The sequence below is a fragment of the Pseudarthrobacter sp. KH_020_B genome (assembly GCF_057840185.1).
The window spans coordinates 1,450,799-1,477,399 of record NZ_CM174506.1; the positions used below are offsets into that span (position 1 = coordinate 1,450,799).

The window sequence follows — 26,601 nt, forward strand, 5'->3', positions numbered from 1 at the left end:
CGCTATAGTCGGTTGTGCCCGGCTGTAGCCGACCCTGTCGGGACCGACCGGAGGCTTACCTCCCTTGGGAACTTGTCCCCATCGCGGCCGCTGCCATGGTTCGGTAGGCTGGCGCGGGGAACAGAGAGCCCGGTATCGGGTCTTTGGAGGGGGCGCCCTGGGGGGCAGCCACATAATTGAGGGAATAGTAACGCTGTGACATCACTGCTGGGGAAGTTCGGTCTCAAGAAGCGCCACAACAAGATCGTTACCGGGTCGGCCTTTGCCGCCGCCGGGGCGGTGTTGGTCGCCGGCGCGATTATCTATCCGGGGTTCAAGACCACTGAGGTGGAGCTGAACGACGGCGGGGTGTGGGTAGTCAGCAAATCCAAAAATGCGGTGGGTCGGCTGAATTATCCGTCGCGGGTTTTGGATGGTGCGGTCACGCCGGCGAGCACCACTTTCGATATTCTCCAGAACGCCGGGGATGTGTTTGTGGATGATGAGACGGGTTCGACGTTGAACCAGGTTTCTCCGGCGAACATGCGCCTGGGCGGGGACAAGCAGCTGCCGGGTTCGGCGGATGTGAGCTTCGGTGCCGGCGTGATCTCCGTGACGGACGCGGCATCAGGCAAGGTCTGGGCCGTGTCGCCGTCCACCGTTAATGGTTTTGACCAGGAAGCCTCCGAACCTGTGATGGTGGGTTCCGAGGGTCTGGTCTCCGCAGTGGGTACCGATGATCGGATCTACAGTGCCGATCCCAGGTCGGGCGTTGTGACTGTCACGTCGGTGGACGCGAACGGCGAAGTGGTGTCCAGCGACTCGAGTACGTGGGGTGAGCTGAAGGGTGCGGGGGACCTGCAGATCACGGTGGTGGGGGATAAGCCGGTGGTGTTGGATGCCGCCGCCGGGAAGCTGTTCCTGCCGGGCGGTAAGCGGCTGCAGCTGGAGAACGCGCGGGATGCGAAGCTGCAGCAGGGCGGTCCGGCGAGTGATTTTGTGGCGGTTTCGACGCAGAAGGCGTTGCTGAAGCAGCCGCTGGACGGGTCCACGGCAAAAACCTTCACCTTTGATGGTCAGGATGTGCCGGCGGCTCCGGTGCAGCTGGCCGGGTGTGTGCATGCTGCATGGTCCGGGGCGAACAAGTATGTCCGGGACTGTGCCAATGATGCTGATGACAAGAACGTGGACGTGCCTAAGGCGAGTGCGTCGCCGTCGTACGTTTTCCGGGTGAACCGGGACCTGGTGGTCCTGAACGATGTGAACTCCGGGAATGTGTGGCTGGTGAACCAGAATATGCAGCTGGTCAACAACTGGGACGACGTTGTTCCGCCCAAGAACGAGTCCGATGAGCAGGACCAGGAATCGGCGGACAACAACACCATCAACGTCCTGCCCGACCGCACCAAACCGAACCGGCCACCGGAAACCAAACCGGACACCCTGGGCGTCCGCCCGGGCCGGACCACCATCCTCAGCGTCCTGGACAACGATTCAGATCCCGACGGCGACGTCCTGACCGCCGCCGTCGGCGATTCCGGGCCCAAAGCCGGAACGCTGGAGAGCATTTACGGCGGCACCGCGTTCCAGATTTCCGTTCCCGCGGACGCGCAGGCAGGCACCGAGACATTCAACTACAACGCCGCCGACGGCCGGGGACTTTCAGCAGGCGGACAGGTCACGCTCAACGTCGTAGGACCTGATGAAAACAAGCCGCCGGTCTTCAAGCGCGGCGGAGACTCCACCACCATGCTGGTGGAACAGGGCAAAACCGTCAGCCAGAACATCCTCACCGACTGGGTGGATCCCGACGGCGACGACCTGGTCCTGCTCGACGCCAAGGCGGACAACGACCAAGACCAGGTCAAGGTCCGCCGAGACGGACTGCTGACGTTCCAGGACTCCGGAGCCACTGCCGGCAAGAAAAATGTGGAAGTCACCATCTGGGACGGCCGGGCAACGGTCACCGGGAAAGTCGTGGTGAACGTGCAGCCACCGGGTGCCCTGGCGCCGGTGGTCAACGCCGACCACGTCACTGCCGTGGTGGGCCAGGACCTGGTGATCGCGCCCCTGAAAAACGACGTCGATCCAAACGGCGGCGCCCTCCGCTTGGCCCAAGTCGAGGCCAACGGTCCTGCCGAACTCGGCCCCGTCACCGACGGCGGTACCTTCACGTTCCGCAGCACCACTCCCGGTCCCGTCTACCTGACCTACATCGCCAGCAACGGCCCGCAGAGCAGCCAGGGCCTGATCCGTGTTGATGTGGAATCCGGCAAGGACGCCGGTGACCCCGTGGCCGTGCATGACGTTGCGCTGATGCCCACCGGAGGCAGCGTGCTGCTGGACCCGCTGGCCAATGACTCGGATCCTTCCGGCGGCGTGCTGGTGCTGCAGTCCGTGAAACTGCCGGACAACACCACGGCCTCGGTCAGCGTGATCGACCACAGCGTCCTGCGCATCACCGATGTGCTGGGCACCAAAGACCCGTTCCTCTTTGAATACACCATGTCCAACGGCAAGAAGTCAGCCACCGGCAGCGTCTCCGTGGTCCCCGTCCCGGCTCCCGCCGTCGTCGAAGCACCCCAGCCGAAACCTGACGAGGTGAACGTCCGGGTCAACGACGTCGTCACCATCCCCGTGCTGGACAACGACACCCACCCGCAAGGCCAGCAGCTGACTGTCGACCCGGTCCTGCCGCAGGCAGTGGAGGAACTGGACGGCAAGAGCTTCGTCTCCGAAAACAACCTTCGGTTTATCGCCGGGCCGCAGCCCAAGACCGTGCGCGCCATCTACAACGCGGTGGACCCCCAGGGGCAGAAGAGCGCCGCCGCCGTCACCATCCACATCCTTCCCCTGGAAGGAGCCGAGAATTCCCGGCCGCAGCCGCGGAACCTCACGGCCCGTGTGGTGGCCGCCGGAACAGTCCGCATTCCCGTCCCGCTGGACGGCATCGATCCCGACGGCGACTCCGTCCAGCTGACCGGCATCGACAGCACCCCGGCGATGGGAACAGCCACCGTGGGCAGCAACTTCATCGACTTCACCGCTGCCGGCGACGGCGCCGGAACTGACACCTTCCGCTACAAGGTGGTGGACCGCCAGGGCGCCGTTAATACCGGAACCGTGACGGTGGGCATCGCCCCGCGGGGTGAGACCAACCAGAACCCCACCCCCGTCGATGACGAGGTCAAGGTCCGGCCGGGACGGCAGATTGCCGTCGACGCCAGCGGCAACGACACCGACCCCGACGGCGATCTGATACGAATTCTCACGGACGGCATCGAGGCCGACGACGCCCTCCAGGCCACCGTGAGCAAGACCAGCGGCCGCATCATCCTGACCGCTCCCGGCGCTGCCGGGACGGTCAACGTTCGGTACACCATCGCCGACGACCGTGACGCCGCCGCCCAGGCCACCATCCGGGTGGTGGTGGACAACGAGGTTCCGCTGAAGGCACCCATTGCCCGCGACGACCGGGTCACCTCGGCCCAGGCGATGGGCAAGACCGCCGTGGACGTGCCGGTCCTCAAGAACGATGAAGACCCCGACGGCGTCGGCGAGAACCTCAAGCTCAGCACGGAGTCCCTCACCGCTCGCCCCGGGCCTGACGGCACCATGGTTGTGGACCTGACCGAACAGCCGCAGCTGATCCCGTACACCGTCGAAGACGTGGACGGGCAGAAGTCCACGGCCATCATCTGGGCACCGGGGCTGGGCCAGCAGGTTCCCACCCTCGCCAAAGACGAAGTTATTGAGGTCATCGCCGGCCAGTCCGTGAACGTCGAGCTCAAGGAGTGGGTCAAGGTCCGGGAAGGCCGCTCACCGCGGTTGACGCAGACGGACCGGATCAAGCTCATCGGTTCGGATGGCAGCAACCCCGTTTCCGGCGACGGTACGGCGCTGAAGTACACGGCCGGTGTTGATTACGTGGGGCCGGGTTCGCTCAGCTTTGAAGTCACCGACGGCACCGGGCCGGATGATCCGGAGGGACTGAAGTCCACCCTGAGAATCCGCACCAAGGTGCTGCCGGACCCCAACCGCAACAACCCGCCGGAACTCCTGGGCGCGAACGTCGAGGTGCCCAAAGGCGAGTCTGCGGACCTGGACCTGAGCCGGCTTACCTCGGACCCCGACCGGGACGATGTGGACAACATGAAGTACGAACTGGTGGGCGGCAGCCCGGCTAGCTTTAATGCCCGGGTAGACGGCAAGGTCCTCAAGACCTCCGTGGACGGCGCCACTGCCACCGGCACCACCGGTGCGGTCCAGGTCAAGGCCAGGGACTCGCGCGGACTTGAGGCAACGGCCACCTACCAGTTGGCCGTCACGGCCTCCAACCGGTCCAAACCAGTGGCGAACGACGACCTGGAGCCGAACGCGGCGGCGGGGAAACCGGTCACCGTGAAGGTCCTGGCCAACGACGCGAACCCGTTCCCCGAGACCGCACTGAAGATTATTTCCGCATCAACCGAGACGGGACAGGGAGGCGCAACGGTGTCGGGGGACTCGGTGACGGTGACGCCGTCGTCCGGCTTCACGGGGACCATGGTGGTGGCCTACACCGTGGCAGACAAGACCGGAGACGATTCCCGTAACGCCACTGCGCGCATCCGTCTCACCGTTAAGGACAAGCCCCTGGCACCGACTACTCCGCAGGCACAGAGCGTCGGGGACAAGACGGCGCTGCTCAGCTGGTCTGCCCCGGCAGACCGTGGTGCACCCATTACCAAGTACACGGTGTACGGCGAACCCGGCTTCAGGCAGGACTGCCCGGCCAACACCTGCACACTGACCGGGCTGGTCAACAACACGAAGTACCACTTCGAGGTCACCGCGACCAACGAGTTCGGTGAGTCTGACCGTTCCCCGGCCTCCGCCGAGGTCCGGCCGGACGTCAAGCCGGACACCCCGCTGGCGCCTACCCTGAAGTTCGGGGACAAGCAGCTCTCCGTGAACTGGGTGGCCCCGGCCAGCAAGGGCTCCCCGGTCAAGTCCTACGACCTGGAAATTTCACCGGCCCCGCCGGGACAGAACGCCCAGATCCAGAACCTGACAGCGGTGAGCTACGTCTGGAGGGGCCTCCAGAACGGAGTCTCGTACAAGGTCCGCGTCCTGGCTCGCAATGATGCCAAGGATCCGTCCGAGTGGAGCCCGTATTCGGCGGCGGAAGTGCCTGCCGGTGTACCTGCCACTCCTGCTCCACCTACTGCTGCCGAGGCCGGTTCCGTGGGAACCCAAAGCCAGCTGCGTGTCAGCTGGACTGCGCCGAACAACAACGGTGACGCGGTCTCCTCCTACACCCTCACCACGCTGAGGGGCGGGGCAGTCGTTGCCACCCAGCCGGTAGCTTCAGGCACCACCCAGAACGTCACAGTGGACAATTCCGAGTCCAACTACACGTTCACCGTCTCGGCCACCAACAAGGCCGGGACCAGCGGCACCAGCAACCCGTCCGCCCAGATCCGGGCGGCCGGAAAGCCAGGCCAGGTGAGCAGCGGAACGGTGGCGGATACCGGCACCAGCGGCCAGCTCAAGGTCACGTTCACACCGCTCACGCAGGCCCAGCGCAACGGCTCCACGGAAACGGAAATCCGGTACACCTACAACGCAGACGGCAAATCCGGAAGCATCCCGGTTGGCGGCGGAAACATCAACGGGCTGACCAACGGCAGGGACATCGCCGTGACCATCATTGCCACGTCCACCAAGAACAACGTGTCTGGGGACGCCAAAGCCATCGGTACCGGGAACCCCTACGGGCCACCGAATGCGCCCAACGTGGACGGCAGGACCTCGGCCAAGGGTGATGGCCAGGTGCATTGGACCTGGAACAACCCCGCCACCAATGGACGTGCGCTCAACCACTACGAGGTCAGCATGGACGGTGGTGGCTGGCAGAACGTGGGCCAGGCCAACAGCTTCGCTGCCGGCGCCGGAGGCTGGGGCAAGAGCCATACGTTGCGTGTTAAGGCGGTCACTGTGGTGGACGGTCCTGTTGGATCTGCAACCTCCACGTCCGGTGCCGATCCCACCCCGCCGCCGGCGCCGACCAAGGTCCGCGTCAAGCCGAGCGACGTCAACAGTTGCCCTGGGAAGCCGGGAGTCCCGGACCGTTACAGCAATGTGGGTGGGGACGCCCGGTGCGGTTCCAGCGATGCGAACTGGGTCTCCACCTCTGACGGCTGGATCGACAGCGCCTGCTGGATGAACATCTACGGCTCCAGCGAATCGTCCAACCCGGCGTCGTACTACAAGTGGTACCGGATGGACGGCGGTCCCCACGCGGGCTGGTACGTCAAGCTCGCCACGATCGATATCAGCGGTGCGGACGTCGGCAGATGCTGACAGTCCCCACCGCCCCCACCACGACCCGCACCCTAAGAAAAGGACTCACGTCATGACCATGACCACCGAGCAGGCCGAATGGTTTGCAGGCACCTTCGAAAAGCTCGTTGCCAATGTTGGACAGGCGGTCCTGGGCAAGGAACACGTCATCCGGCTGACCTTCACGGCAATGCTGGCTGAGGGCCACGTCCTGTTCGAGGACGCCCCCGGCACCGGCAAGACCATGCTGGCCCGGGCGATGGCCGCCACCGTCCAGGGCTCCAACAACCGCATCCAGTTCACCCCTGACCTCCTGCCCTCGGACGTCACGGGCGTGACCATTTACGACCAGAAAACGCAGAAGTTCGAGTTCCACAAGGGACCTATCTTCAACAACATCGTCCTGGCCGACGAGATCAACCGTGCCTCGCCGAAAACCCAGTCGGCACTGCTGGAAGTCATGGAGGAATCCCGAGTCACCGTGGACGGCGTCACCTACGAAGCAGGCCGGCCGTTTATGGTCATGGCCACGCAGAACCCGATCGAGCAGGCCGGCACATACCGGCTGCCGGAGGCGCAGCTGGACCGTTTCCTGATCAAGACCTCCATCGGCTATCCGGACCACGCCTCGACGGTCCGGCTGCTGGGCGGCGCCAACCTGAAGGACCGCTCCAAGGAAATCTCCGCTGTGATCACCACCCAGGCCGTCGCGGACATGGCCGACCTCGCTGCCACCGTCCATGTGGACACCGCCGTGCTTGAGTACATTTCCCGGCTCTGCGAGGAGACCCGCAACGCGCCGGAGACCCGGCTGGGCGTTTCCGTGCGTGGCGCCATCGCCATGGTCCGGGCCGCGAAGGTCTGGGCCGCGGGCCAGGGACGGAACTTCGTCCTGCCGGACGATGTCAAGGAACTGGCCGCCGTGGTGTGGACGCACCGGTTTGTGATGGATCCGGAGGCTGAGTTCTCCGGTGCCACCCCCGAGGCCGTCCTGGCCCGGGTGCTGTCCGACATCGCGGCACCGCAGCAGCGCGCCGCCGTCTGACGCTCCGGCGGAGTTCCAGACCACTGACCAGCGCGAACAAAGGCACATTTATGTCCAGCAGCACTCCGTTGACCCGGCTTGCTGAACGCCTCCGGCAACCTTTCCGCCGGGACGGCAGACCCACCAGGCTGCATCCCTCGTCCGTCTGGTCCGAGGCCACCAGCACCGCCGCGCTCGCCCTCACCCCGGCGTGGGGGAAGCTCCGTGGCCTGTGGCTGCGCTACGTGTGGCCTGTGCTTTCGGTGGTCAGCGTCCTGGGCTGGTCTGTCCTGGCCGCCTCCATCCTGCTGTGGACTGCCGGCCAGGCCTTCGGCTGGCAGGAGGCCAAAGCCGCGGCCATCGCGGCCTTTGTCCTTTTCCTGATCGCCATCGGGTTCATCCTGGGCCGGTCCTCCTACGGCGTGGTCCTGGACCTTGCCCGGACCCGGGTGTCAGTCGGGGACAGTGCGGTGGGAAGCATCGCCGTCTCCAACACCTCGGCCCGGCCCCTGCTGCCGGCCGCACTGGAACTGCCGGTGGGCAGCGCCACCGCCGTCTTCCACCTGCCCAGGATGAAGCCCGCGCAGGTGCACGAGGACCTTTTCACCATTCCAACCGCCCGCCGCGCCGTCATCGTGGTGGGACCTGTCCGCTCCGTCAGGGCAGACCCGCTGCACCTCCTCCGCCGCCAGGTGCTGTGGACCGAGCCCGAAGACTTGTTTGTGCACCCGAAGACAGTGGCGCTGGCCGGTTCCGCGGCGGGCTTCATCCGCGACCTCGAGGGCATGCCCACCACGGACCTGTCCAGCGCGGACGTCTCCTTCCATGCCCTGCGTGACTACGTCCCGGGCGATGACCGGCGGCACATCCACTGGAAGACCACCGCGCGGACCAACAAGCTGATGGTGCGCCAGTTCGAGGAAACCCGGCGCGCCCACCTTGCCATCTCACTGTCCATCAACACGGACGAGTACGCGTCAGAGCAGGAATTCGAAATGGCCATCTCCGCGGCTGCCTCGATCGGCCGGCAGGCCATCCGCGAGCAGCGCGAGCTGGACGTCCTGACGCAGAAGGGGCCGCTGCGCTGCGAAACCGGGCGAAACATGCTGGACGACATGACACGGATCATCGGGACCCCCATGCGGCGGACCGCCGTCGACCTCGCCCGCACACTGGCCGACACCGTCCCCAACGCGTCGGTGGTCTTTTTTGTGGTGGGCAGCAACGTGACGCCCGCCCAGCTCCGTTCGGCCGCGGCCTCCGTCCCGCTCGGTGTCAGGAGCCTGGCCGTGCGCCTCCAAATCGGTGCCGCACCCGGCCGCGCCAACATTGCGGACCTGACGGTGCTGACCCTCGGCGACCTCGCCGACCTCGCCATCGTCCTCAGAAAGGCGGCCGCATGAGCTCCGCACCGGGCCTCCGGCCTCGCCCGCAGCAGCGGCCGTACGAATCATCGTTCGCCGACGGTCAGCCGGCCTGGCATTATGTGCTCGACGCCGGTGCCCTCACCGTCCTGCTGGGTTTGGGCCTGCTGGGCTTCAGCCTCAGCTTCGGCGGCGACCCCTACTATCTGGTCTCGGGCTTCGGCGGCATCCTCCTGGGCCTCGGCATCGCCGCCGCCAACGCGCACCTGCGCCTGGGTTTGCTGATCACCACAGCCCTCGCGCTGGGCGCGTACCTTGTGTTCGGGGCGCTCCTCGCAGTCCCGGATGCGGCAATTGCAGGTTTTGTTCCCAGCCTTGACTCCCTGCGGACCCTGCTCCTGGGTGTCGTGTTTGCCTGGAAGGACATGCTCACGGTGGGCGTACCGGTAGGGTCTGCCGGCGGCGTCCTGATCGTCCCGTTCCTGAGTTCGCTGCTCACCGCATTGGTTGCCGGCGTCCTCACCTGGCGGCTGAAAACCCCGTACTGGCCGCTGCTTCCCGTGCTGGTTCTCTTCGTCACGGGCATAGCCTTCAGCACCAACGCTGCCTTCCTCACGGTGGAGCGTGGCATCGGACTCACCGTCATAGCGATTGCCTGGGCCACCTTCCGCCGCGACGCGCTGCGGCGCAGCGACACGCGAAAAGTCTCAGTCAATCGTCCGCAGACCGACGCCGCCACAGCCCAGCGCGCCAAGCTCCGCCGGCTGGGCACGGCCGCCGCCGTGATCGCCGCCAGCGTCGCTATTACCGCGGTGGCGGCGCCCCTGGTCATCGCCGGCGGTGACCGCAAGGTCCTGCGCAACGTGGTGGTCCCGCCGTTCGATCCCAAGGATTACATCACGCCCCTTGCAAGCTTCCGGACGTTCGTCAAGGACAAAAAAGACGACACCCTGTTCGTGGTCAAAGGACTGCCCCGGGACGGCAGGGTCCGGCTGGGCGCCCTGGACGCCTTCAACGGCACCAACTACAACATGGACCCCAACGGCTCCGGCAGCTTCAGCAAAGTGGGCGACACCGAATCCATCAATACCCTGGCCGATGCGGCAGGCGTCGTCCCCTCGAACGACTACTCCATAGACATCACCATCGAGGATTACCAGGGCTACTTTGTCCCGGGAGGCCGGAAGACCACCGGCCTGAGCTTTGACCAGGGCGCCTCCGCCGCGGCGTCCGGCCTGTACTTCAACGCGGGCACGGACACCGCAGTGACCACGCAGGGCCTGTCCAAGGGTGATTCCTACAGCGTCCAGGTGTCCGATCCCGTCAAGCTCGAACACGGCCAGCTGACGCAGTACGACTTCGCGAAGATCACGCTGCCGGACGCCGTCGAGGTCCCACCGGTGGTGGGATCCCAGGCCAACGATCTCTCAGCCGATGCGCCCACCGCGATTGACCGGGTCCGCCAGATTGAGGCCCATTTCCAGAAGACGGGAGCCTTCAGCAACGGCCTGGTCGCTGACGGCCAACTGCCCAGCGTCTCCGGCCACAGTTCGTCGCGGATCAGGAACCTGCTGACCGCCAAGCAGATGCTCGGCGACGACGAGCAGTATGCCGTGTCCATGTCGCTGATGCTCCGCCACCTGGGCATCCCGTCGCGTGTGGTCATGGGCTTCTACCCCGATCCGACCAGCCCGGAGAACGGCGCCGGCGAGGTAAAGATCACGGGCAATGACGTCCACGCCTGGGTTGAAGTGGCCTTCGACCGGGTGGGCTGGGTCAGCTTCGACCCCACGCCGCCCAAGGACAATGTCCCCATCCCGCCGGACCCCGAAAACAAGTCAAAACCCAAGCCCCAGGTGCTGCAGCCGCCGCCCCCGCCGCAGGAACCGGCCGATCTGCCGCCGGATTCCTCGCCGGACGCCCTGGACGCCGACGAGAAGAAAAACAATCCGTGGCTTTTCTGGGGTGCGCTCCTCGGGGCCCTGGGCATTGCCCTGATTCCACTGTCTATCCTTGCCCTGCCGCTGCTGCTGATCGCGCTCCTTAAATCACGACGCCGGAAGGCCCGCCTCATGGAGGGACACCCGGCCCAGCGTGTGGGGGGCGGTTGGAACGAGGTGATCAGCCTCGCGACGGATATGGGCGCCGGCATCGACACCCGTGCAACCCGGCGCGAAAGCGCAGGGGTGCTCGCTGAATCGTTCCCGGCCACCGGGCAGACCACCACCATGCTGGCGCACCGTGCGGACGCCTCCATCTTCGGCGCCGGCCAGCCCAGCGAGGAGGAGGTCCGCGAATACTGGACCATCGTGGACGGCTCGTTGAAGGAAATGACCGGGACGTTGGGGTTCTGGCGTCGCCAGCAGGCCCGCTTCTCGCCCCGGTCGCTGCTGGCCGATGGCCGCAACGCCCTTAAGCTGGGTGGCGGCAGGCTCGTGCTGGGCCCGCTGGCGGCTTCCGAGCCTGATGAGTCCACCGTTCTGCGGAACCCTGGCAGGAAGAACCCCACTGAATCATGATGAACGAGGCCGAGCGCTGCCAGCGGTGCCAGCAACTGATCCGGGGCGGCGCCACGTTCTGTCCGGCATGCGGTGCGCCGCTGCCCAACAGGGCAGCACTCAGCGGACGCAACGTGGACCATGCGCAGCGGGCCATGATGGAGCGTGCGGCGGGGCACGCCAGCCAGAATCCCGGTACTATCCCGGTAGTACAAACGGCTCCAGGGGGAGGAACGGGAATGGCAGCCAATCTTGAGCTTGTTCCGGCCACGGCGAGGAAACGGCTCGGCGCGGCAGTGCTCGACTGGCTGGCCCCCGTCGCGGTCCTGGTGGTGACATTCGCCATCGGGTTCGCAGGAATCACCCGCACCCAAAGCGGCGGATTCATCATCTACGACACTGGTTCGCTGGTCCTGTCCGGCGGCATCGGCCTGGGGCTGACGCTGGTTTACATGATGGTCCTGGCGGGCATGGAAGGCCGCTCCGGGAAGACCCTCGGCAACCATGTCATGGGCATTCGCAGCGCTGACAAGGATGGTTACGCCCCCGGCGCCGGGGGAGTGTTCCTGCGCGGCGTCACCACCGGCGCGGGCATCATCCTGACGCTCCTGGCCGCCGTTGCCATCGTCGTTTTCAAATGGTTCGATGTGGCCGTCTTCATCCTCGGCCCGTTGCTTTTGGTCGGCGCGGCGTGGGCCGTACTGGTGGTTGTGTCCAACACCTGGGACCGCAATGGCAGCCTCCGCGGCTGGCATGACTCCGCCGCCAAAACACTGGTGTTCGACGTCAAGGACGGCCGCAACCCCATCACCTCCGGCGGCATCCAGGGCCCCTACAGCTTCGCGCCCCTGGACCTCCCGCCCGTCCAGCAGGTCGCCTCACCTGTGGCCGGGGCCGCAAAGGCGCCGCAGGTTGTGAACGCCCAGGCGCCCGCGGCCCAGCCCGCCGTGCAGCCGTTCGCACCCCAGCCGTACGCACCGCCGTCGTCCGCTCCTTTCCCGGCGCCGCATGCCCCGGCCGCTGCGGTTCCCGCGCCCGCCGCCCAGTTCCACCCCGACGACGACCTCGACCGTACACAGATGCGCGGTGGAGCAGCGTACGCGGCGCCCGTCGCCGTGCTGCGGATAAAACTCGACGACGGCCGGGACTTCCAGCTCGACCGCAACGTCCTGCTGGGCCGCAACCCCGTGGGCCAGGCAGGCGAGCAGCAGGCCCAACTGCTGGCGGTCAACGATCCCGGCCGCTCCACCTCCAAGACGCACCTCCACCTGTTGACCGACGGTGCCGGCATTTGGGTGACGGACCGGAATTCCACCAACGGCAGCGCCGTCACCACGCCGGACGGCCGGCGCACGCCGCTGCAGTCCGGTGTACCCGCATTTGTCAGCCCGGGATCCACTGTCCACTTTGGTGACCGTTCCTTCCACCTAGGACAGGCATGAACTCCCAGCCCGCCAGTGACACAGCTGACGCAGACCACGGAACCGGCCTCAGCCTGAGCTACGGCTACGGCACGGACCGCGGGCTGCGCCGGGAATTGAACGAGGATTCCTTCATCGCCTCGGATCCGGTCTTCGCCGTGGCGGACGGGATGGGCGGACATGAAGCCGGCGAGATTGCCAGCGGCATGTGTGTCCGCGCCCTCGCTGCCATGCCACAGCTCGCCACGGGGGAGCGCAGCGTCACGGCGGCAGTGCTCCAGCAATACCTGCTCCGCGCCGACAGTTCCATCCGCGAGGTGACCGGCGCCCGGGCCGGGACCACGCTCACCGGTGCCGTTGTGGTGGAACAGATGGGCATGCCGTACTGGCTGGTCATGAACATCGGGGACTCCCGTACATACCGGCTGAGCCAAGGGCACTTCGAGCAGGTCAGCGTGGACCATTCGGAGGTCCAGGAACTCGTGGATGCCGGTGAAATCACGCCCGAGCAGGCCACCGTCCATCCCCGCCGCCACGTGGTGACGAGGGCGCTGGGCACCGGGGACGAGACCGAAGCTGATTACTGGCTCCTGCCCGTCGAAGAAGGCGACCGGATCATGGTCTGCTCCGACGGGCTCAATGCCGAGCTGACAGACGAGCACATGTTCCGGATCCTGAGCACCGTGGGCCACCCGCAGGACGCGGTGGATGCCCTGATCCAGGCCGCGCTCCGCAACGGCGGAAGGGACAACGTCACCGTCATTGTGGTGGACGCCAGGAACGTGATGAACGACGGCGGCATCGCCACCACCGCGCCCCGCCCCGCCGCTGATGCGGCAGAGGAGGTCACGCTGCCCCGGGCCACGATTGTTGACGCCAGCCGGCCCGCAGGCCAGGACAACGAAAGAGGGAAACACTGACATGGCCACCGCAACGTACGCCGTAGGCACCTGGCTCGGTGTTGTCCGGGCCAACACGGTGGTCCTCCTGGCGCCCGGAACCCCGCCCGCCCTGGTCCAGTCCCTGTGGGAACTGCTGGCGGACGCCCCGGAAGTCCACGAGGTGCTCCACGCCGTCACCAGCAGCTTTGGCGTTTCCCTGGCGCAAATACCGTCGTTCGGGATAGTGGGTTCCGGTGACGCGCTCCGGATCTTCCTCCGCGGCGATTTGGACCTGACCATGCAGCTGCCCGGCGGCCCCGTGGAACTGAACGGGCGGGACGTCACTACCTGGACGGAGCGCCGCCTGGACACACCCGAGTGGTACCGCCTCACCGCAGCCGGCGACGGCCAGCCCGGGGATGGCCAGGCCGGGAACGTGCTGCCGCTCAGCGAAGGCGTGGTCCTGCTGGAGACGCTGACAGTCTCGCTTGTCGGAACTCAAGTGGACGAAGTGGCGACTCCTGCTGCCACGCCCGCTGAGGCCAAGGCACCCACGCATGACCGGGAGGTCTCGGCCGAAACGGTGATGGGGTTCATGGACGATGACTCCAACTTTGCTGCCGAAACCCCGGAGCCCCCTAGGGAGCTGGAGCCCGAGCCGGACCCGGAACCCGCCGCCCATCCTGATCAGGTCCCGGCCCCCGAAATGACCGGCAGCTACGACCACCTTTGGGAACGGACCGTTGTCCGCCGCATCGAGGACGCAGCAGTCCGGGACGAACCCGGGGAAGACGACAGTGCCCCTGCGGCACCTGTCGACCAGGCTCCGGCACCTGTCGATGCGGCAGAGAGGGAGGCTGCAGGGCAGCCGGATGCAGCGGCCAGCGTGGCTCCCGCCCCGCCTGCCCGCGAACCGGCAGGTCCGGCTCCCACACCGCCTGCTCCCACACCGCCTGCTGCCGCGGCGGCCGCCCGAGTGATCGGCGGACTCATCGACTCGGTCCCGTGGCGGACAGGCGGGAGCGCCCCAGCCGCCCAGGCTGCCCCGCCGTCGAATCCGCCACCGTCGAACCTGCCGCCATTGAATCAGCCCCCGGCGGACGTGCAGGCAGAAGTCCACGCAGGAGGGCCGGCAGCAGACCAGGACGCCTTAGACGGTGACCACGACGGCCACACGATCATGAAGAGCGACCTCGCAGGAATGGCCGCGCATCCCGCCCCGGTTCCGGAGCCGGATTCAGCCGCCGGCCCCATGGTGCTGGCCCGGGTCTGCGGCAGGGGACACGCCAATCCGCCCACCCAGGCGCGGTGTGCTGCCTGCGGTTCGCCGCTGCCCGCCGATGCCGTCCAGGTGGCCCGGCCACGGCTGGGCCGGATGCGCGTCTCGACCGGTGCCCTGGTTGACCTTGACCAGTCACTGGTCATTGGGCGTCAGCCGTCCGTGTCCCGGGTCCAGGGTGGTGTGATGCCGCGGCTGGTCCAGGTGGCCAGCCCCAGCGGCGACATCTCCCGCTCGCACGTCGAAGTGCGGCTGGAGGGCTGGCATGTGATGCTCTGCGATCTCAAGGCCACGAACGGCACGGTCCTGGTCCGCCAGGGCCAGCCGCCCCGCCGCCTGGCCCAGAACGAGATGGCCATCCTGCTCGACGGCGACATCGCCGAATTGGGTGACGACATCTCACTGCGTTTTGAGGAGATTCCTTGAGTTCCAAACGGCCGGTTGCGCCGCCGCCCCACATTCCGGGGTTTACCTACATCAGCCTGCTCGGCTCCGGCGGGTTCTCCGACGTCTACCTCTACGAACAGGACCGGCCACGCCGGAAAGTAGCGGTCAAGGTCCTGTTGTCGGACCTGAAGACTGAGGGGGCCCGGCGCAGGTTCGAATCCGAGGCCAACCTGATGGCCCAGCTCTCCTCGCACCCGTACATCGTGACCATCTTCGAGGCCGAGGTGACCGAGGCTGGTCACTCCTACCTGGCCATGGAGTATTGCTCCAGGCCCAGCCTGGACGTCCGGTACCGCCGTCAGCGCTTCAGTGTTGATGAGGTACTGGCCGTGGGCATCCAGGTGGCTTCCGCCGTCGAAACCGCCCACCGGGCCGGCATCGCCCACAGGGACATCAAACCCGCGAACATCCTGGTGACCGACTACAACCGGCCGGCACTGACGGACTTCGGGATCTCGGGCACCCTGGGCGGCGACGCCGACGACGACGCCGGGATGTCTATTCCGTGGTCACCACCGGAACAGTTCGCGGACGGCCCCGTGGACGGCGTGATGGTGGACGTCTGGGCACTCGGTGCCACGCTGTACACATTGCTGGCCGGCAGGTCGCCGTTTGTGATGCCCGGCACCGATAATTCCCAGCGCGAACTCATCTCCCGGATCACCAGCGCAGCACTCCCGCGCCTGGGCCGGGCCGACGTTCCGGAGTCGCTGGAGCGCGCACTGTCCACGGCGATGGCCAAGTCCGCGGCGTCCCGGTACTCCTCAGCCCACGCATTTGCCCTCGCCCTGCAGCGGATCCAGGCCGAACTGAACCTTTCGGTCACACCCTTCGAGGTACTCGAAGAGCAGCACGTGGAAGACAACCACCCGGACGACGGCTTCGAGGAAACCCGCGTCCGCAGCATCGCGGCCATCGATCCGGAGCGGACCGGCAGCGCCCCTACTTTCCCGGCACGCACCCGGCCGCAACGCCCCGGAACCGGGGCGCCGCCGTCGGGCTTTACAGCCGGCGGATTCCCCCCGGCCCCTGCGGCCTTGGCAGGACCCCGGCCCCAGGTTCCGGGCAACCTCTTCGCCGGCCAGCAGGACAGCCAGCAGGGCGGCGGCTCCCAGGCTGACAGCAACTCCGCTGGGGAGTGGGCCCATGCCACAATGCTCCGCGGCAGTGCACCCGCCGCCGAATACGGCTCCGCGCCGGACGCAACCGTCCAGCGCCCCGGGCTCGTTCCCGCACCGGCGGGACGGGCCGATCCGGAGATCGACGCGACCATCAGCCGTCCGGCCCCGGTCACGGAAACCGCCCCCGAGGCGGCGCCGGACCACGGCAAACGCAACGTATGGCTCGCCGCCGCGGGCGGAACGCTGCTGGTCCTCGCCATCATTGTCGGGATCGTGCTGGCGTCCTCGGCTCCGGCGCCGAAGGTCGAAGTGACCGGCCAAGTCAGCAAACCGCCCGCGGATGCCCTGGACAACGGGACAGTCCCGGACGTCGCGGACCTGGCGGGGACTGTGGACGCCACCGGCAAGGCGACCTTCACGTGGACCAATCCGCAGCCAAAGTCGGGGGACGCCTACAAATGGCGGGTCTATGCGTTGGGCAGCAACGGGGAGTACCAGTCCACCGCCGAGCCAACCGCCCAGGTGGCGTTGAATCCGGCGGAACCCACCTGTGTCCAGGTGATGATCGTCAGGGGCGACGGCGCGTTCTCACCCTTGGAAGAAGACTCGATCGCCTGCATCCGCAAGTGACAGCAGAGCAGACCGGAACAGTTAGTGAACGCGGGCACCGCCCGTCGAGGAGGCACGGAAAATGGGGGATCTAGCAATAGATTTCTGTGGTGAATGGTACGAACCGTCGGATGAGGACATCTTCAACATCGGCCGCGAAGGCGACCTCGAAGTGGACGACAACCCGTACCTCCACCGCCAGTTCCTGCAGGTGGCCCGCTACGACGGAATCTGGTGGCTGAGCAACGTGGGCGGGATGCTGTCCGCCACGGTCGCCGACGGCTCCGGCGGGATGCAGGCCTGGCTGTCGCCGGGGGCGCGAATCCCGCTGGTATTCAGCCACACAAACGTCATTTTCACCGCCGGGCCCACCACATATGAGTTCGCCGTCCATCTCAGGACGCCGTCCTTCCGCCAGGAATCACGCGAGGACGACAGCAACGGCGAAACCACCATCGGCCCCGTGGTCTTCACCGACTCCCAGAAGGCCCTCATCGTGGCCCTGGCCGAACCCATGCTGCGGCGGGAAGGGACCGGGTTCAGCGCCATCCCGTCCTCTGCTGCAGCGGCCAAGACCCTGGGCTGGGCACTGACCCGGTTCAACCGGAAGCTCGACAACGTCTGCGACAAACTTGACCGCGTGGGCGTGGTGGGGCTCCGCGGCGGCGGCGGGAAACTGGCCACCAACCGGCGCGCGAGGCTTGTCGAACACGCCGTCACCTCCCATCTGGTCACCCCCGATGACTTGTACTTACTGGAAAAGATGAGGGGCGTGGACGAAGGATGAGGATCCGGCTGACACTCCGCCGGGACCCGGCGGAAACCAAGGACCTGGCCGTCACCGTTGACGGCCTGGCCACGGTGGCGGATATCGCCACCCAGCTGTGGGCCGCGGACCCCGACCGGAAGGGCTCGCCGGCACCGGAGAACCTATCGCTGCGCATCGACGAGGCCTTTGTGGGCGGCGGCATGCGCGGCAACGTCCTGACCCGCACGGACAACCTGCTGGAATCGGGCCTGCGCCCGGGCTCCGTGGTGTCCCTGACCGAGGTCAGCGAACTCTTCAACGCACCCGGCGGCAACCGCGGACCCGCCGCCGCCACCCTGCGGATCCTTTCCGGGCCCGACGTCGGCCAGGAGTTTTCGCTGCCCTCCGGCACCAGCTACATCGGCCGGGACCGGGACGTGGACATCCGGCTCACGGACCCGCTGACCTCCAAACGCCACGCCCGCATCACCGTGGGCGAAAGCGTGGAGATCGTGGATACAAACTCCGCCAACGGCCTCCTGATGGACGGACTGCCGGTTACCCGGGCCACCCTGAACTCCTCGGACACGGTGACGCTGGGGGAGACCACCGTCACCGTGGTGCCGCTGGGCCGCAACCAGGCGGCAGCGCCGACGTCGCCCCTTGTCGATTTCAACCGCTCCCCGCGGGTGGTTCCCCGCTTTGAGGCGCCCAGGCGCGTGCCCCCCGCCGGACCCAAACGTCCGGACCACCAGCCGTTCCCGTACATCATGCTGATGGCGCCGCTGCTGATGGGCGGCATTATGTTCGCGGTCACGCGGAACGTGCTGTCGGTGGTGTTTATCATGATGATGCCGCTGTTCGTTGTGGGTCACTACGTGGACCACAAGATGCAGACCAGGCGCCAACAGAAGGAACAGCTCAAACAGTTCCGGGAGTCCATGGCTGCGTTCCGGCAGGACATCACCGAACTGCAACACGTGGAACGCGCGGTCCGCTTGCAGGAAGCACCGTCGGTCAGCGACACCGTGGATTCCATCTACAAGCTCGGTCCGCTGCTGTGGACCCACCGCCCCGAGCACACCGGTTTCCTGGGCCTGCGGTTCGGGCTCGGCACCGGTAGATCACGCATCCTGTTCGAGGAACCCAACAGCAACGACACCGAAGCTGAATTCATGCGCGAGATCCAAGACTCCCTGAAGCAGTTCAGGGACATCGAGGGTGTCCCGGTGGTTTCCCAGCTGCGCACCGCCGGGTCCTTCGGCGTGGCCGGTGCCCGGGGCCTGGTTGACGACGTTGCCCGCGGCATGGTCCTGCAGTTCGTGGGGCTGCATTCGCCCGCGGAGGCCGTGGTGACGGCCATTACGTCGGCGCAGTCCCGGCAGCGCTGGGACTGGCTGCAGTGGCTGCCCCATGTGGGCTCCGGCCACAGCCCCCTCAACGGCGACCACCTGGCCGCCGGGTCCGCCAGCGGCTCCTCCCTCGTGGCCAGGCTCGAGGACCTGCTCGACGCGCGGGAAGCCATGGCCAAGCGCTACGGCCCGGAACACCGGGGATCCGTGGACCCTGCCAGGGACGAGATCCCTGCCCCGGTGCTGCCGGCGGTCCTGGTCATCGTCGAGGACGACGCGCCGGTGGACCGGGGCAGGCTGACCCGCCTCGCCGAGCGCGGGCCGGATTCCGGCGTCCACGTGATGTGGGTGGCCACCGACATCCAGGCACTTCCGGCTGCCTGCCGGGACTTTATGGTGGTGGACGGCGAAAACGGCACCACCACCGGGCAGGTGCGGCTGGGACGGCACACGTATCCCGTGAGCTGCGAAAGCCTCGACGCCGACCTGGCCGCCCAGCTGGCCCGGATGCTGGCGCCCGTGGTGGACGTTGGCAAGCCTGTCAGCGACGACTCCGACCTGCCGCGTGCAGTGTCCTACGCCACCCTGATCGGCAAGGACTTCCTGGATAACCCGCAGGCCGTGGCGGAGCGCTGGGTGGAGAACAATTCCGTCCATGCCTCCGCGGTCCCCAACCGGAAGGACAACGGGACCCTCCGCGCGCTGGTGGGTTCCAAGGGCATCGAGCCGCTTTACCTGGACCTGAAGAATGAGGGCCCGCACGCGCTGGTCGGCGGCACCACCGGCGCCGGTAAGTCCGAGTTCCTGCAGTCCTGGGTCATGGGCATGGCTGCGGCGTACAGCCCGGATCGCGTGAGCTTCCTGTTTGTGGACTACAAGGGCGGGGCGGCGTTCGCCGATTGCCTCAGCCTGCCCCACACCGTGGGCCTGGTCACCGACCTCTCCCAGCACCTGGTCCGCCGTGCCCTGACGTCCCTTCGTGCGGAGCTGCATTACCGCGAGCACCTGCTGAACCGCAAGAAGGCCAAGGACCTGCTGGGGCTCCAGCGCGAGGCCGACCCGGAAGCACCGCCATATCTCATCATCGTGGTGGACGAATTCGCCGCGCTGGCCACCGAGGTGCCCGAATTTGTCGACGGCGTGGTGGACGTTGCCGCCCGTGGCCGGTCCCTGGGCCTGCACCTGATCCTGGCCACGCAGCGTCCCGCCGGCGTCATCAAGGACAGCCTGCGCGCCAACACCAACCTGCGGGTGGCCCTGCGCATGGCGGACGAGGACGACGCCACCGACATCCTTGGTGTGCCTGATGCGGCGTACTTCGACCCGTCCATCCCGGGCCGCGGCGCAGCCAAGACCGGGCCCGGCCGCATCCAGGGGTTCCAGACCGGTTATGCCGGCGGCTGGACGACGGAGAAGCCCCAGCGTCCGCAGATCGACATCGTGGAGATGGCCTTCGGGTCAGGGCCCAGCTGGGAGGCGCCCGCCCCGGAGAAGCCCGTCAAGGAAGCTCCGGCCGGCCCCAACGACATCGCCAGGATGACCACCAACATCGTCAGGGCCGCGGAATCGCTGGCCATCCGGCCGCCGCGCAAACCGTGGTTGGACGAGCTGGCCAAGACGTACGACTTTTCCAAGCTCCCGAACCCCCGGACGGACGAACGGCTGCTGCTGGGTGTGGCGGATGATCCTGCCCGCCAGGAACAGCCCACGGTGTTCTACGAGCCGGACCAGGACGGCAACATGGCCGTCTACGGCACGGGTGGCTCCGGAAAGTCCGCCGCCCTGCGCGGCATCGCGATTGCCGCCGCCGTCACGCCCCGTGGCGGGCCCGTGCATATCTACGGGATCGATTGTGGCTCCTCGGGGCTGAAGATGCTCGAAGAGCTGCCGCACGTCGGCGAGATCATCAACGGTGACGACGTCGAACGCGTCGGCCGGCTGCTCCGCCTGCTCCGGGATATCGCCGACGAGAGGTCCGCCCGGTTCGCCGAGGTCAGGGCCTCCACCATCGTCGAGTACCGGACCCTGGCCAACCGCCCGGACGAGAAGCGGATCTTCGTGCTGCTGGACGGCATCTCGGCGTTCCGCGAGACGTACGAATTCAGCCGACTGTCGGCACTCTGGGACATCTTCCTGCAGCTGGCCACCGACGGCCGTCCGCTGGGGATCCACCTGGTGGTCACCGGTGACCGGCCGAACGCGGTGCCGGCGTCGTTGCTTGCCTCCATCCAGCGCCGGCTGGTGCTGCGGCTGACGTCCGAGGACGACTACATGTCCATGGACGTCGCCAAGGATGTCCTCACCAGCTCCTCACCACCGGGGCGCGGCATGCTGGGCGGCTACGAGGTCCAGCTGGCCGTCCTGGGCGGCAACTCCAACCTGGCGCTGCAGGCCCGCGAAGTCCACAAGCTCAGCCAGGCCATGCTGCGCCAGGGACTGGAATCGGCACCGAAAATCCAGCGGCTGCCCGAACAGGTGGACCTGGACGTGCTGCCGGCCGGCAGCCCGGACCTTCCCGTCATCGGCGTCGACGACGAAACCCTGCAGCCGGCCGGGATCATGGCCCAGGGACCGCTGCTGCTGGCCGGTCCGCCAGGGGCGGGCAGGACGGTGGCGCTGGTGACACTGGCGTACGCGCTGCGCCGCTCCAACCCGGACACGGAGCTGGTGTACATCGGCTCGCGCCGGTCCGCAGTGGCGTCGCTGCCGCTCTGGAACCGCTCGGTGGTGGGTGCCGATGACCTGGCTGAGATCATCGAGGACCTGACGGAGCACTCCTCCGGGAACCCCGGCAAGCTGGCCATCTTCATCGAGGGCCTGACCGAATTCACGGATACCGTTGCGGAATCTGGCGTGTCACAGCTCGTGACGGCGTCCATCAAGGCCGACCAGTGGGTCATCGGGGAATCCGAAACATCAACCTGGTCCTCCGCGTGGTCGCTGTCGCAGCCGTTTAAATCCGGGCGCCGGGGCCTGCTCATCAACCCGGGGGACATCGAAGGGGACAGCCTGCTCAACACCTCGCTGGGGCGGGTCAGCCCGGAGTTTATTCCGGGCCGCGGCTACATCGTGGGACGCGGCAAGGCACGCAAACTGCAGATCGCCCTGCCGCCGGAAAACAGGGGCTGAACGCAGGCAGCCCACGGGCCCGTAAATCCAATGGATTTGCGGGCCCGTGGCGAATTGTAGAAGACTACCGGAAACACTAGTTCGCCGCGGAAGGGGTGCCGCGCGCCGTCGAAAAGGTAACCATGATCCGATCCTCATTCGTGCTCCGCGACGTTCCAGTTGCTGCTGCCACTGCGGTGCTGGCGCTTCTGGTTGGCCTTTCCGCGGCGGCTCCTGCGCAGGCCGTAGACGGCGAAACGCCATCGAGTAACTGCGGCCTGATCTGCCTGGATGACAATAAGGGACCTAAGGGCACTCCGACACCATCGCCGACACCCTCGTCGTCGGCCCCAGCGATCGAGCCCCCGGCGCCGCCGCCCGCGCCCGTAGCGCCAGCCCCGGCACCGGTTCCCACCCTCGCCCCGGAACCGAGCGTTTCGCCGGCTGAGGAATCGCCGTCGGCCGCGCCCAGCACCACCATCCCCAGCCCGCCGTCGTCGTCCGCAACCGCGTCCACGGAATCGAACTGGAACAAACCCATCACAAAGTCGGCCAAGCCCACCCAGGCCGCCGCCGTTTCGCGGAACGACGGCTCCGGCCTCTTCGGCGACCCCGGACTGCTGGCCATCATGGGCGGCGTGCTGCTGCTGGGAGTCGCCGGCCTGGCCTTCGCCTGGTGGAGCCGGAACCGCCTCGCCTCACACTGACGCTGTCAGCCCCGACCTTCCCAACTAGGTAGCAGTAACTGTCGTTATGAGCGCTCATAACGACAGTTAGTGCGACCTACATGGGTGGGCGCTGCCGATGGGGAGTGGTGCATGGGCAGCGGTGCCCATCGACAGTGTTTTGGGGCGGGGATAGGTTCTAGGTGATGGATCTTCCGGATCAGCCGGGGGCCGCTGGGGATGCCGATCTGGATCGGATCCAAGACAACGAGGAGAAAACTGATGGCTATTTGGGGCGCAGATGTAGAACAGCTCAGGACTCTGGGCAGCAAGCTGCAGGCCGGTGCTGGCGAGATCGAGCAGCAGCGAGCCAACCTCTCCCGCGTGCTGGACAGCACCAACTGGGAAGGCCCGGACGCCACCCACTTCCGCGGCGAATGGTCGGGCACGCACACCGCGGCCCTGAACCAGGTCATCCAGGCGCTGAAGGATGCCGGCCAGAAGGCCACCAAGAACGCCAACGAGCAGGACCAGGCTTCACGCTAACCGCAGAAGCCCAAACGCGGGGCCCGGATACAGCACAGTGTCCGGGCGCCGCGGCATTTAACGGCCGGGCACGGCGGCGCAGCAGGCGTTTGGGCGCAATGTCGGGGCGGTAGGGCAAGATAGGTCTGTGAGCACAGCACCGGGCCCCGCAGAGGAAACAGCAATCAGCACTGAGGAACTTACCGAGCCGGACGCCGTCCCCGCCGGGTCAGTGCGCGAAGAATACGAAAACCTGACGGATCTGGTCAGGAAGTACCGGTTTGCGTATTACCAGGAGGACGAACCCCTGGTCTCGGACGCCGAATTCGACGAATTGTTCCGGCGCCTGGAGGAGATCGAGGCCCTGCATCCGGAGCTGGTAGCCAATGACTCGCCCACGCAGGAGGTTGGCGGGGAAGTCTCAGCCGCGTTCGCCGCCGTCGAACACCTGCAGCGGATGTACAGCCTCGAAGACGTCTTTTCCCTGGAGGAGCTGGAGGCCTGGATCACCAAGGCTGAGGCTGGCGTCGGCAAGCTGGGGGACACGGCCCAGCTGGCGTGGCTCACGGAACTCAAGATTGACGGCCTCGCGGTCAACCTGCTGTACCGCGACGGAAAACTGGTCCGGGCCGCCACCAGGGGTGACGGAACCACAGGCGAAGACATCACCCACAACGTCCTGACCATCAAGGAAATCCCGACGGAACTGACGGGCACCGGGTTTCCGCCAGAGGTGGAAATCCGCGGCGAGGTCTTTATCCCGTCCAAGGCCTTTGCGGAATTCAATGAGGCACTGATCGAAGCCGGCAAGGCGCCGCTGGCCAACCCCCGGAATGCCGCCGCCGGTTCGATCAGGCAAAAGGATCCAGCGGAAACCGCCAAGCGTCCGTTGCGGATGTTTGTCCACGGCATTGGTGCGCGCGAAGGGCTGGAAACCCTGAGCCAGTCCCAGACCTATGCCGTGCTGGAACAGTGGGGGCTTCCTGTCAGCCCGTACTTCGAGGTTCTCAGGGGCCTGCCGGAGATCCTGGCCTTCATCAAGCGCTACGGCGATCAACGGCACAACCTCATGCACGAAATCGACGGCATTGTGGTCAAAGTCGACGATCTCGCCACCCAGCGTGCCCTCGGCTACACCACCCGCGTGCCGCGGTGGGCGGTGGCGTACAAGTACCCGCCGGAGGAAGTCCACACGAAACTGCTGGACATCCGTGTCCAGGTGGGCCGTACCGGCCGCGTGACCCCGTTCGGGGTGCTGGAGCCGGTGAAGGTGGCCGGTTCCACCGTGGCCCGTGCCACGCTGCACAACCAGGAAGTGGTCAAGGCCAAGGGCGTGCTGATCGGCGACATCGTGGTGCTGCGCAAGGCCGGAGACGTCATCCCGGAGATCGTCGGACCCGTGATGGCGCTGCGCAACGGCCGTGAGGACGAACTGCGCGACTTCGTGATGCCCGCCGAATGCCCGTCCTGCGGCACGGAGCTCGCCCCCTCCAAGGAGGGCGATGTCGATATCCGCTGTCCCAATTCCAGATCGTGCCCCATCCAGCTGACGGAGCGGGTGGCGCACCTGGCCGGCCGCGGTGCCTTCGACATCGAGGCGCTCGGCGGGGAAGCTGCCGTCGCACTTACCGATCCGGCCGAGCCCAAGCCCGGCCCGCTGGTGAGCGAATCGGAGCTCTTCTCCCTTACCGCGGCGGACCTGGAACACGTGCGGATCCTGCGCGAGAAGCGTTCCAAAGGCGTGGGCACCGGCGTCTTCGAGCTGGTCCCGTACTTCTGGACAAAGGCAACCGCCAAGACCCCGTCCAAGCCCACCGCCACTACGAACAAACTCTTCGAAGAACTCACCAAGGCCAAGACACAGCCGCTGTGGCGGGTGCTCGTTGCCCTGAGCATCCGGCACGTTGGCCCCCGGGCCTCACGGGCCCTGGCCACCGCATTCGGCACCATGGACGGCATCCGGAATGCTTCCGAGGAAGACCTGGCCCATGTGGATGGCGTGGGGCCCACCATCGCGGCCGCGCTGAAGGAATGGTTCGCCGAGGACTGGCACGTGGAAATCGTTGACCGCTGGGCTGCAGCCGGGGTCCGCATGGCGGATGAGCGCGACGAATCCACGCCGCGCACGCTGGAAGGGCTGACGATTGTGGTGACCGGCTCCCTGCCCAATTTCAGCAGGGACGAGGCGAAGGAAGCGATCCTCATCCGCGGAGGCAAAGCGGCGGGCTCGGTCTCGAAGAACACCAGTTATGTGGTGGCCGGCGAAAGCGCCGGCACGAAACTGGACAAAGCCGAGCAGCTCGGAATTCCCGTCCTAGACGAAGACGGCTTCCGGGAGCTCCTGGCCAACGGCCCGGCTCCCGCTGCAGAAGTCACGCCCGAAGTCACGTCAACAGAATCAGAAGAGGGAGCCCAATGAGCCACCCGGACCTCAACACCGAACTGCTTGCGGTGGCCACGCAGGCGGCCGCCGCCGGCGCCGCCGTGCTGGCTTCGCGCAACGGCGAGGCGCTGGGCATCAGCAACAAGGGCGACGCCGGCGACTGGGTCACGGCCTTTGATGTCGCCGCGGAGAATGCGGTCCGGGAGGCCATCACCGCGGCACGGCCACAGGACGCCATCACGGGGGAGGAGCACGGCACCACCCGCCCCGCGGCCCCCACCGGCTATCGCTGGTCCATCGACCCGCTGGACGGTACCACCAACTTCATCCGGAACATCGTCTACTACGCCACCTCCGTGGCAGTGGCGGATTCCGACGGCGTCTGGCTGGCCGGCGTGGTCAACGCCCCGGCGCTGGGCCGCGTCTACTACGCTGCCCGCGGCCAGGGTGCGTGGCTGGAAGAAGGCGGCCGCGTGACCCGGCTCCAGGGCCCGGCGCCGGACCGTGCCGGACAGATCCTCGCCACCGGCTTCAGTTACGACCCCGCCATCCGCGCCGAGCAGGCTGCACTGCTGGGCAGCCTGATGGACGGATTCGCCGACGTCCGGCGGCTGGGCTCGGCAGCGCTGGACCTCTGCCTGGTGGCTGACGGGACCCACGACGCCTACGGCGAACGCGGGCTCAATGAACATGACTTCTCCGCCGGTGCGCTGATTGCCGAGGAAGCCGGTTGCTGGGTCCGGCGTCCCCGGCTGGCCAGCCCTCTGGAAGGCGGACCCGCCGACGAGGACAGGCTCGCGGCCTGGACCTGCGCCGGGACCTTGGCGCTGTCCGGCAAGTTTCCGCTGTGACGCCGTTGCGCCACTAACATTG

Annotated in this window: 14 protein-coding genes; all 14 read left to right on the forward strand. The window is 66.9% G+C overall.

Going from position 1 to position 26,601, the window contains the following annotated elements; genetic code table 11:
- The first annotated feature begins 195 nt into the window (after window positions 1-195).
- The 14 genes from AC3IT0_RS06850 to AC3IT0_RS06915 all read left to right on the forward strand — a co-directional run bounded on the left by AC3IT0_RS06850 (window position 196) and on the right by AC3IT0_RS06915 (window position 26,579).
- Window positions 196-6,324 (forward strand): Ig-like domain-containing protein, encoded by a 6,129-nt coding sequence (locus AC3IT0_RS06850; protein WP_489323000.1) that lies wholly within the window; start codon window positions 196-198, stop codon window positions 6,322-6,324.
- 52 nt (window positions 6,325-6,376) lie between these two features.
- Window positions 6,377-7,348, forward strand: coding sequence for an AAA family ATPase (locus AC3IT0_RS06855; protein ID WP_489323001.1), 972 nt, complete (start codon window positions 6,377-6,379; stop codon window positions 7,346-7,348).
- Between the two features lie 50 nt (window positions 7,349-7,398).
- Window positions 7,399-8,730, forward strand: a complete 1,332-nt coding sequence (locus AC3IT0_RS06860) for a DUF58 domain-containing protein (RefSeq protein WP_489323002.1) — start codon at window positions 7,399-7,401, stop codon at window positions 8,728-8,730.
- A complete protein-coding gene (locus AC3IT0_RS06865) occupies window positions 8,727-11,210 on the forward strand; it encodes a transglutaminase TgpA family protein (RefSeq protein WP_489323003.1) in 2,484 nt (827 codons plus the stop codon). Before AC3IT0_RS06860 ends, AC3IT0_RS06865 begins: the two co-directional genes overlap by 4 nt.
- Window positions 11,207-12,631, forward strand: coding sequence for an RDD family protein (locus tag AC3IT0_RS06870; protein ID WP_489323004.1), 1,425 nt, complete (start codon window positions 11,207-11,209; stop codon window positions 12,629-12,631). The genes AC3IT0_RS06865 and AC3IT0_RS06870 overlap by 4 nt, the downstream gene beginning before the upstream one ends.
- Window positions 12,628-13,530 carry a PP2C family protein-serine/threonine phosphatase gene (locus AC3IT0_RS06875; protein ID WP_489323005.1) on the forward strand — a complete coding sequence of 301 codons (903 nt, stop codon included), beginning with the start codon at window positions 12,628-12,630 and terminating at the stop codon, window positions 13,528-13,530. The genes AC3IT0_RS06870 and AC3IT0_RS06875 overlap by 4 nt, the downstream gene beginning before the upstream one ends.
- Window position 13,531: 1 nt before the next feature.
- Window positions 13,532-15,196 (forward strand): FHA domain-containing protein, encoded by a 1,665-nt coding sequence (locus tag AC3IT0_RS06880; RefSeq protein ID WP_489323006.1) that lies wholly within the window; start codon window positions 13,532-13,534, stop codon window positions 15,194-15,196.
- Window positions 15,193-16,968: a protein kinase domain-containing protein gene (locus AC3IT0_RS06885; RefSeq protein WP_489323007.1), complete on the forward strand. Its 1,776-nt coding sequence runs from the start codon at window positions 15,193-15,195 to the stop codon at window positions 16,966-16,968. Before AC3IT0_RS06880 ends, AC3IT0_RS06885 begins: the two co-directional genes overlap by 4 nt.
- 61 nt (window positions 16,969-17,029) lie before the next feature.
- Window positions 17,030-17,734 (forward strand): hypothetical protein, encoded by a 705-nt coding sequence (locus AC3IT0_RS06890; RefSeq protein ID WP_489323008.1) that lies wholly within the window; start codon window positions 17,030-17,032, stop codon window positions 17,732-17,734.
- The gene (locus tag AC3IT0_RS06895) at window positions 17,731-22,176 is read left to right on the forward strand and encodes a type VII secretion EssC family protein (protein ID WP_489323009.1); all 4,446 of its coding nucleotides are present in this window, start codon (window positions 17,731-17,733) and stop codon (window positions 22,174-22,176) included. The genes AC3IT0_RS06890 and AC3IT0_RS06895 overlap by 4 nt, the downstream gene beginning before the upstream one ends.
- Window positions 22,177-22,298: 122 nt before the next feature.
- Window positions 22,299-22,862 carry a hypothetical protein gene (locus tag AC3IT0_RS06900; protein ID WP_489323010.1) on the forward strand — a complete coding sequence of 188 codons (564 nt, stop codon included), beginning with the start codon at window positions 22,299-22,301 and terminating at the stop codon, window positions 22,860-22,862.
- Window positions 22,863-23,102: 240 nt separating this feature from the next.
- A complete protein-coding gene (locus AC3IT0_RS06905) occupies window positions 23,103-23,366 on the forward strand; it encodes a WXG100 family type VII secretion target (RefSeq protein WP_489321766.1) in 264 nt (87 codons plus the stop codon).
- Window positions 23,367-23,529: 163 nt separating this feature from the next.
- The gene (ligA, locus tag AC3IT0_RS06910) at window positions 23,530-25,764 is read left to right on the forward strand and encodes an NAD-dependent DNA ligase LigA (RefSeq protein WP_489323735.1); all 2,235 of its coding nucleotides are present in this window, start codon (window positions 23,530-23,532) and stop codon (window positions 25,762-25,764) included.
- Window positions 25,761-26,579, forward strand: a complete 819-nt coding sequence (locus tag AC3IT0_RS06915; RefSeq protein ID WP_489323011.1) for an inositol monophosphatase family protein — start codon at window positions 25,761-25,763, stop codon at window positions 26,577-26,579. The genes ligA and AC3IT0_RS06915 overlap by 4 nt, the downstream gene beginning before the upstream one ends.
- Window positions 26,580-26,601: the final 22 nt, after the last annotated feature.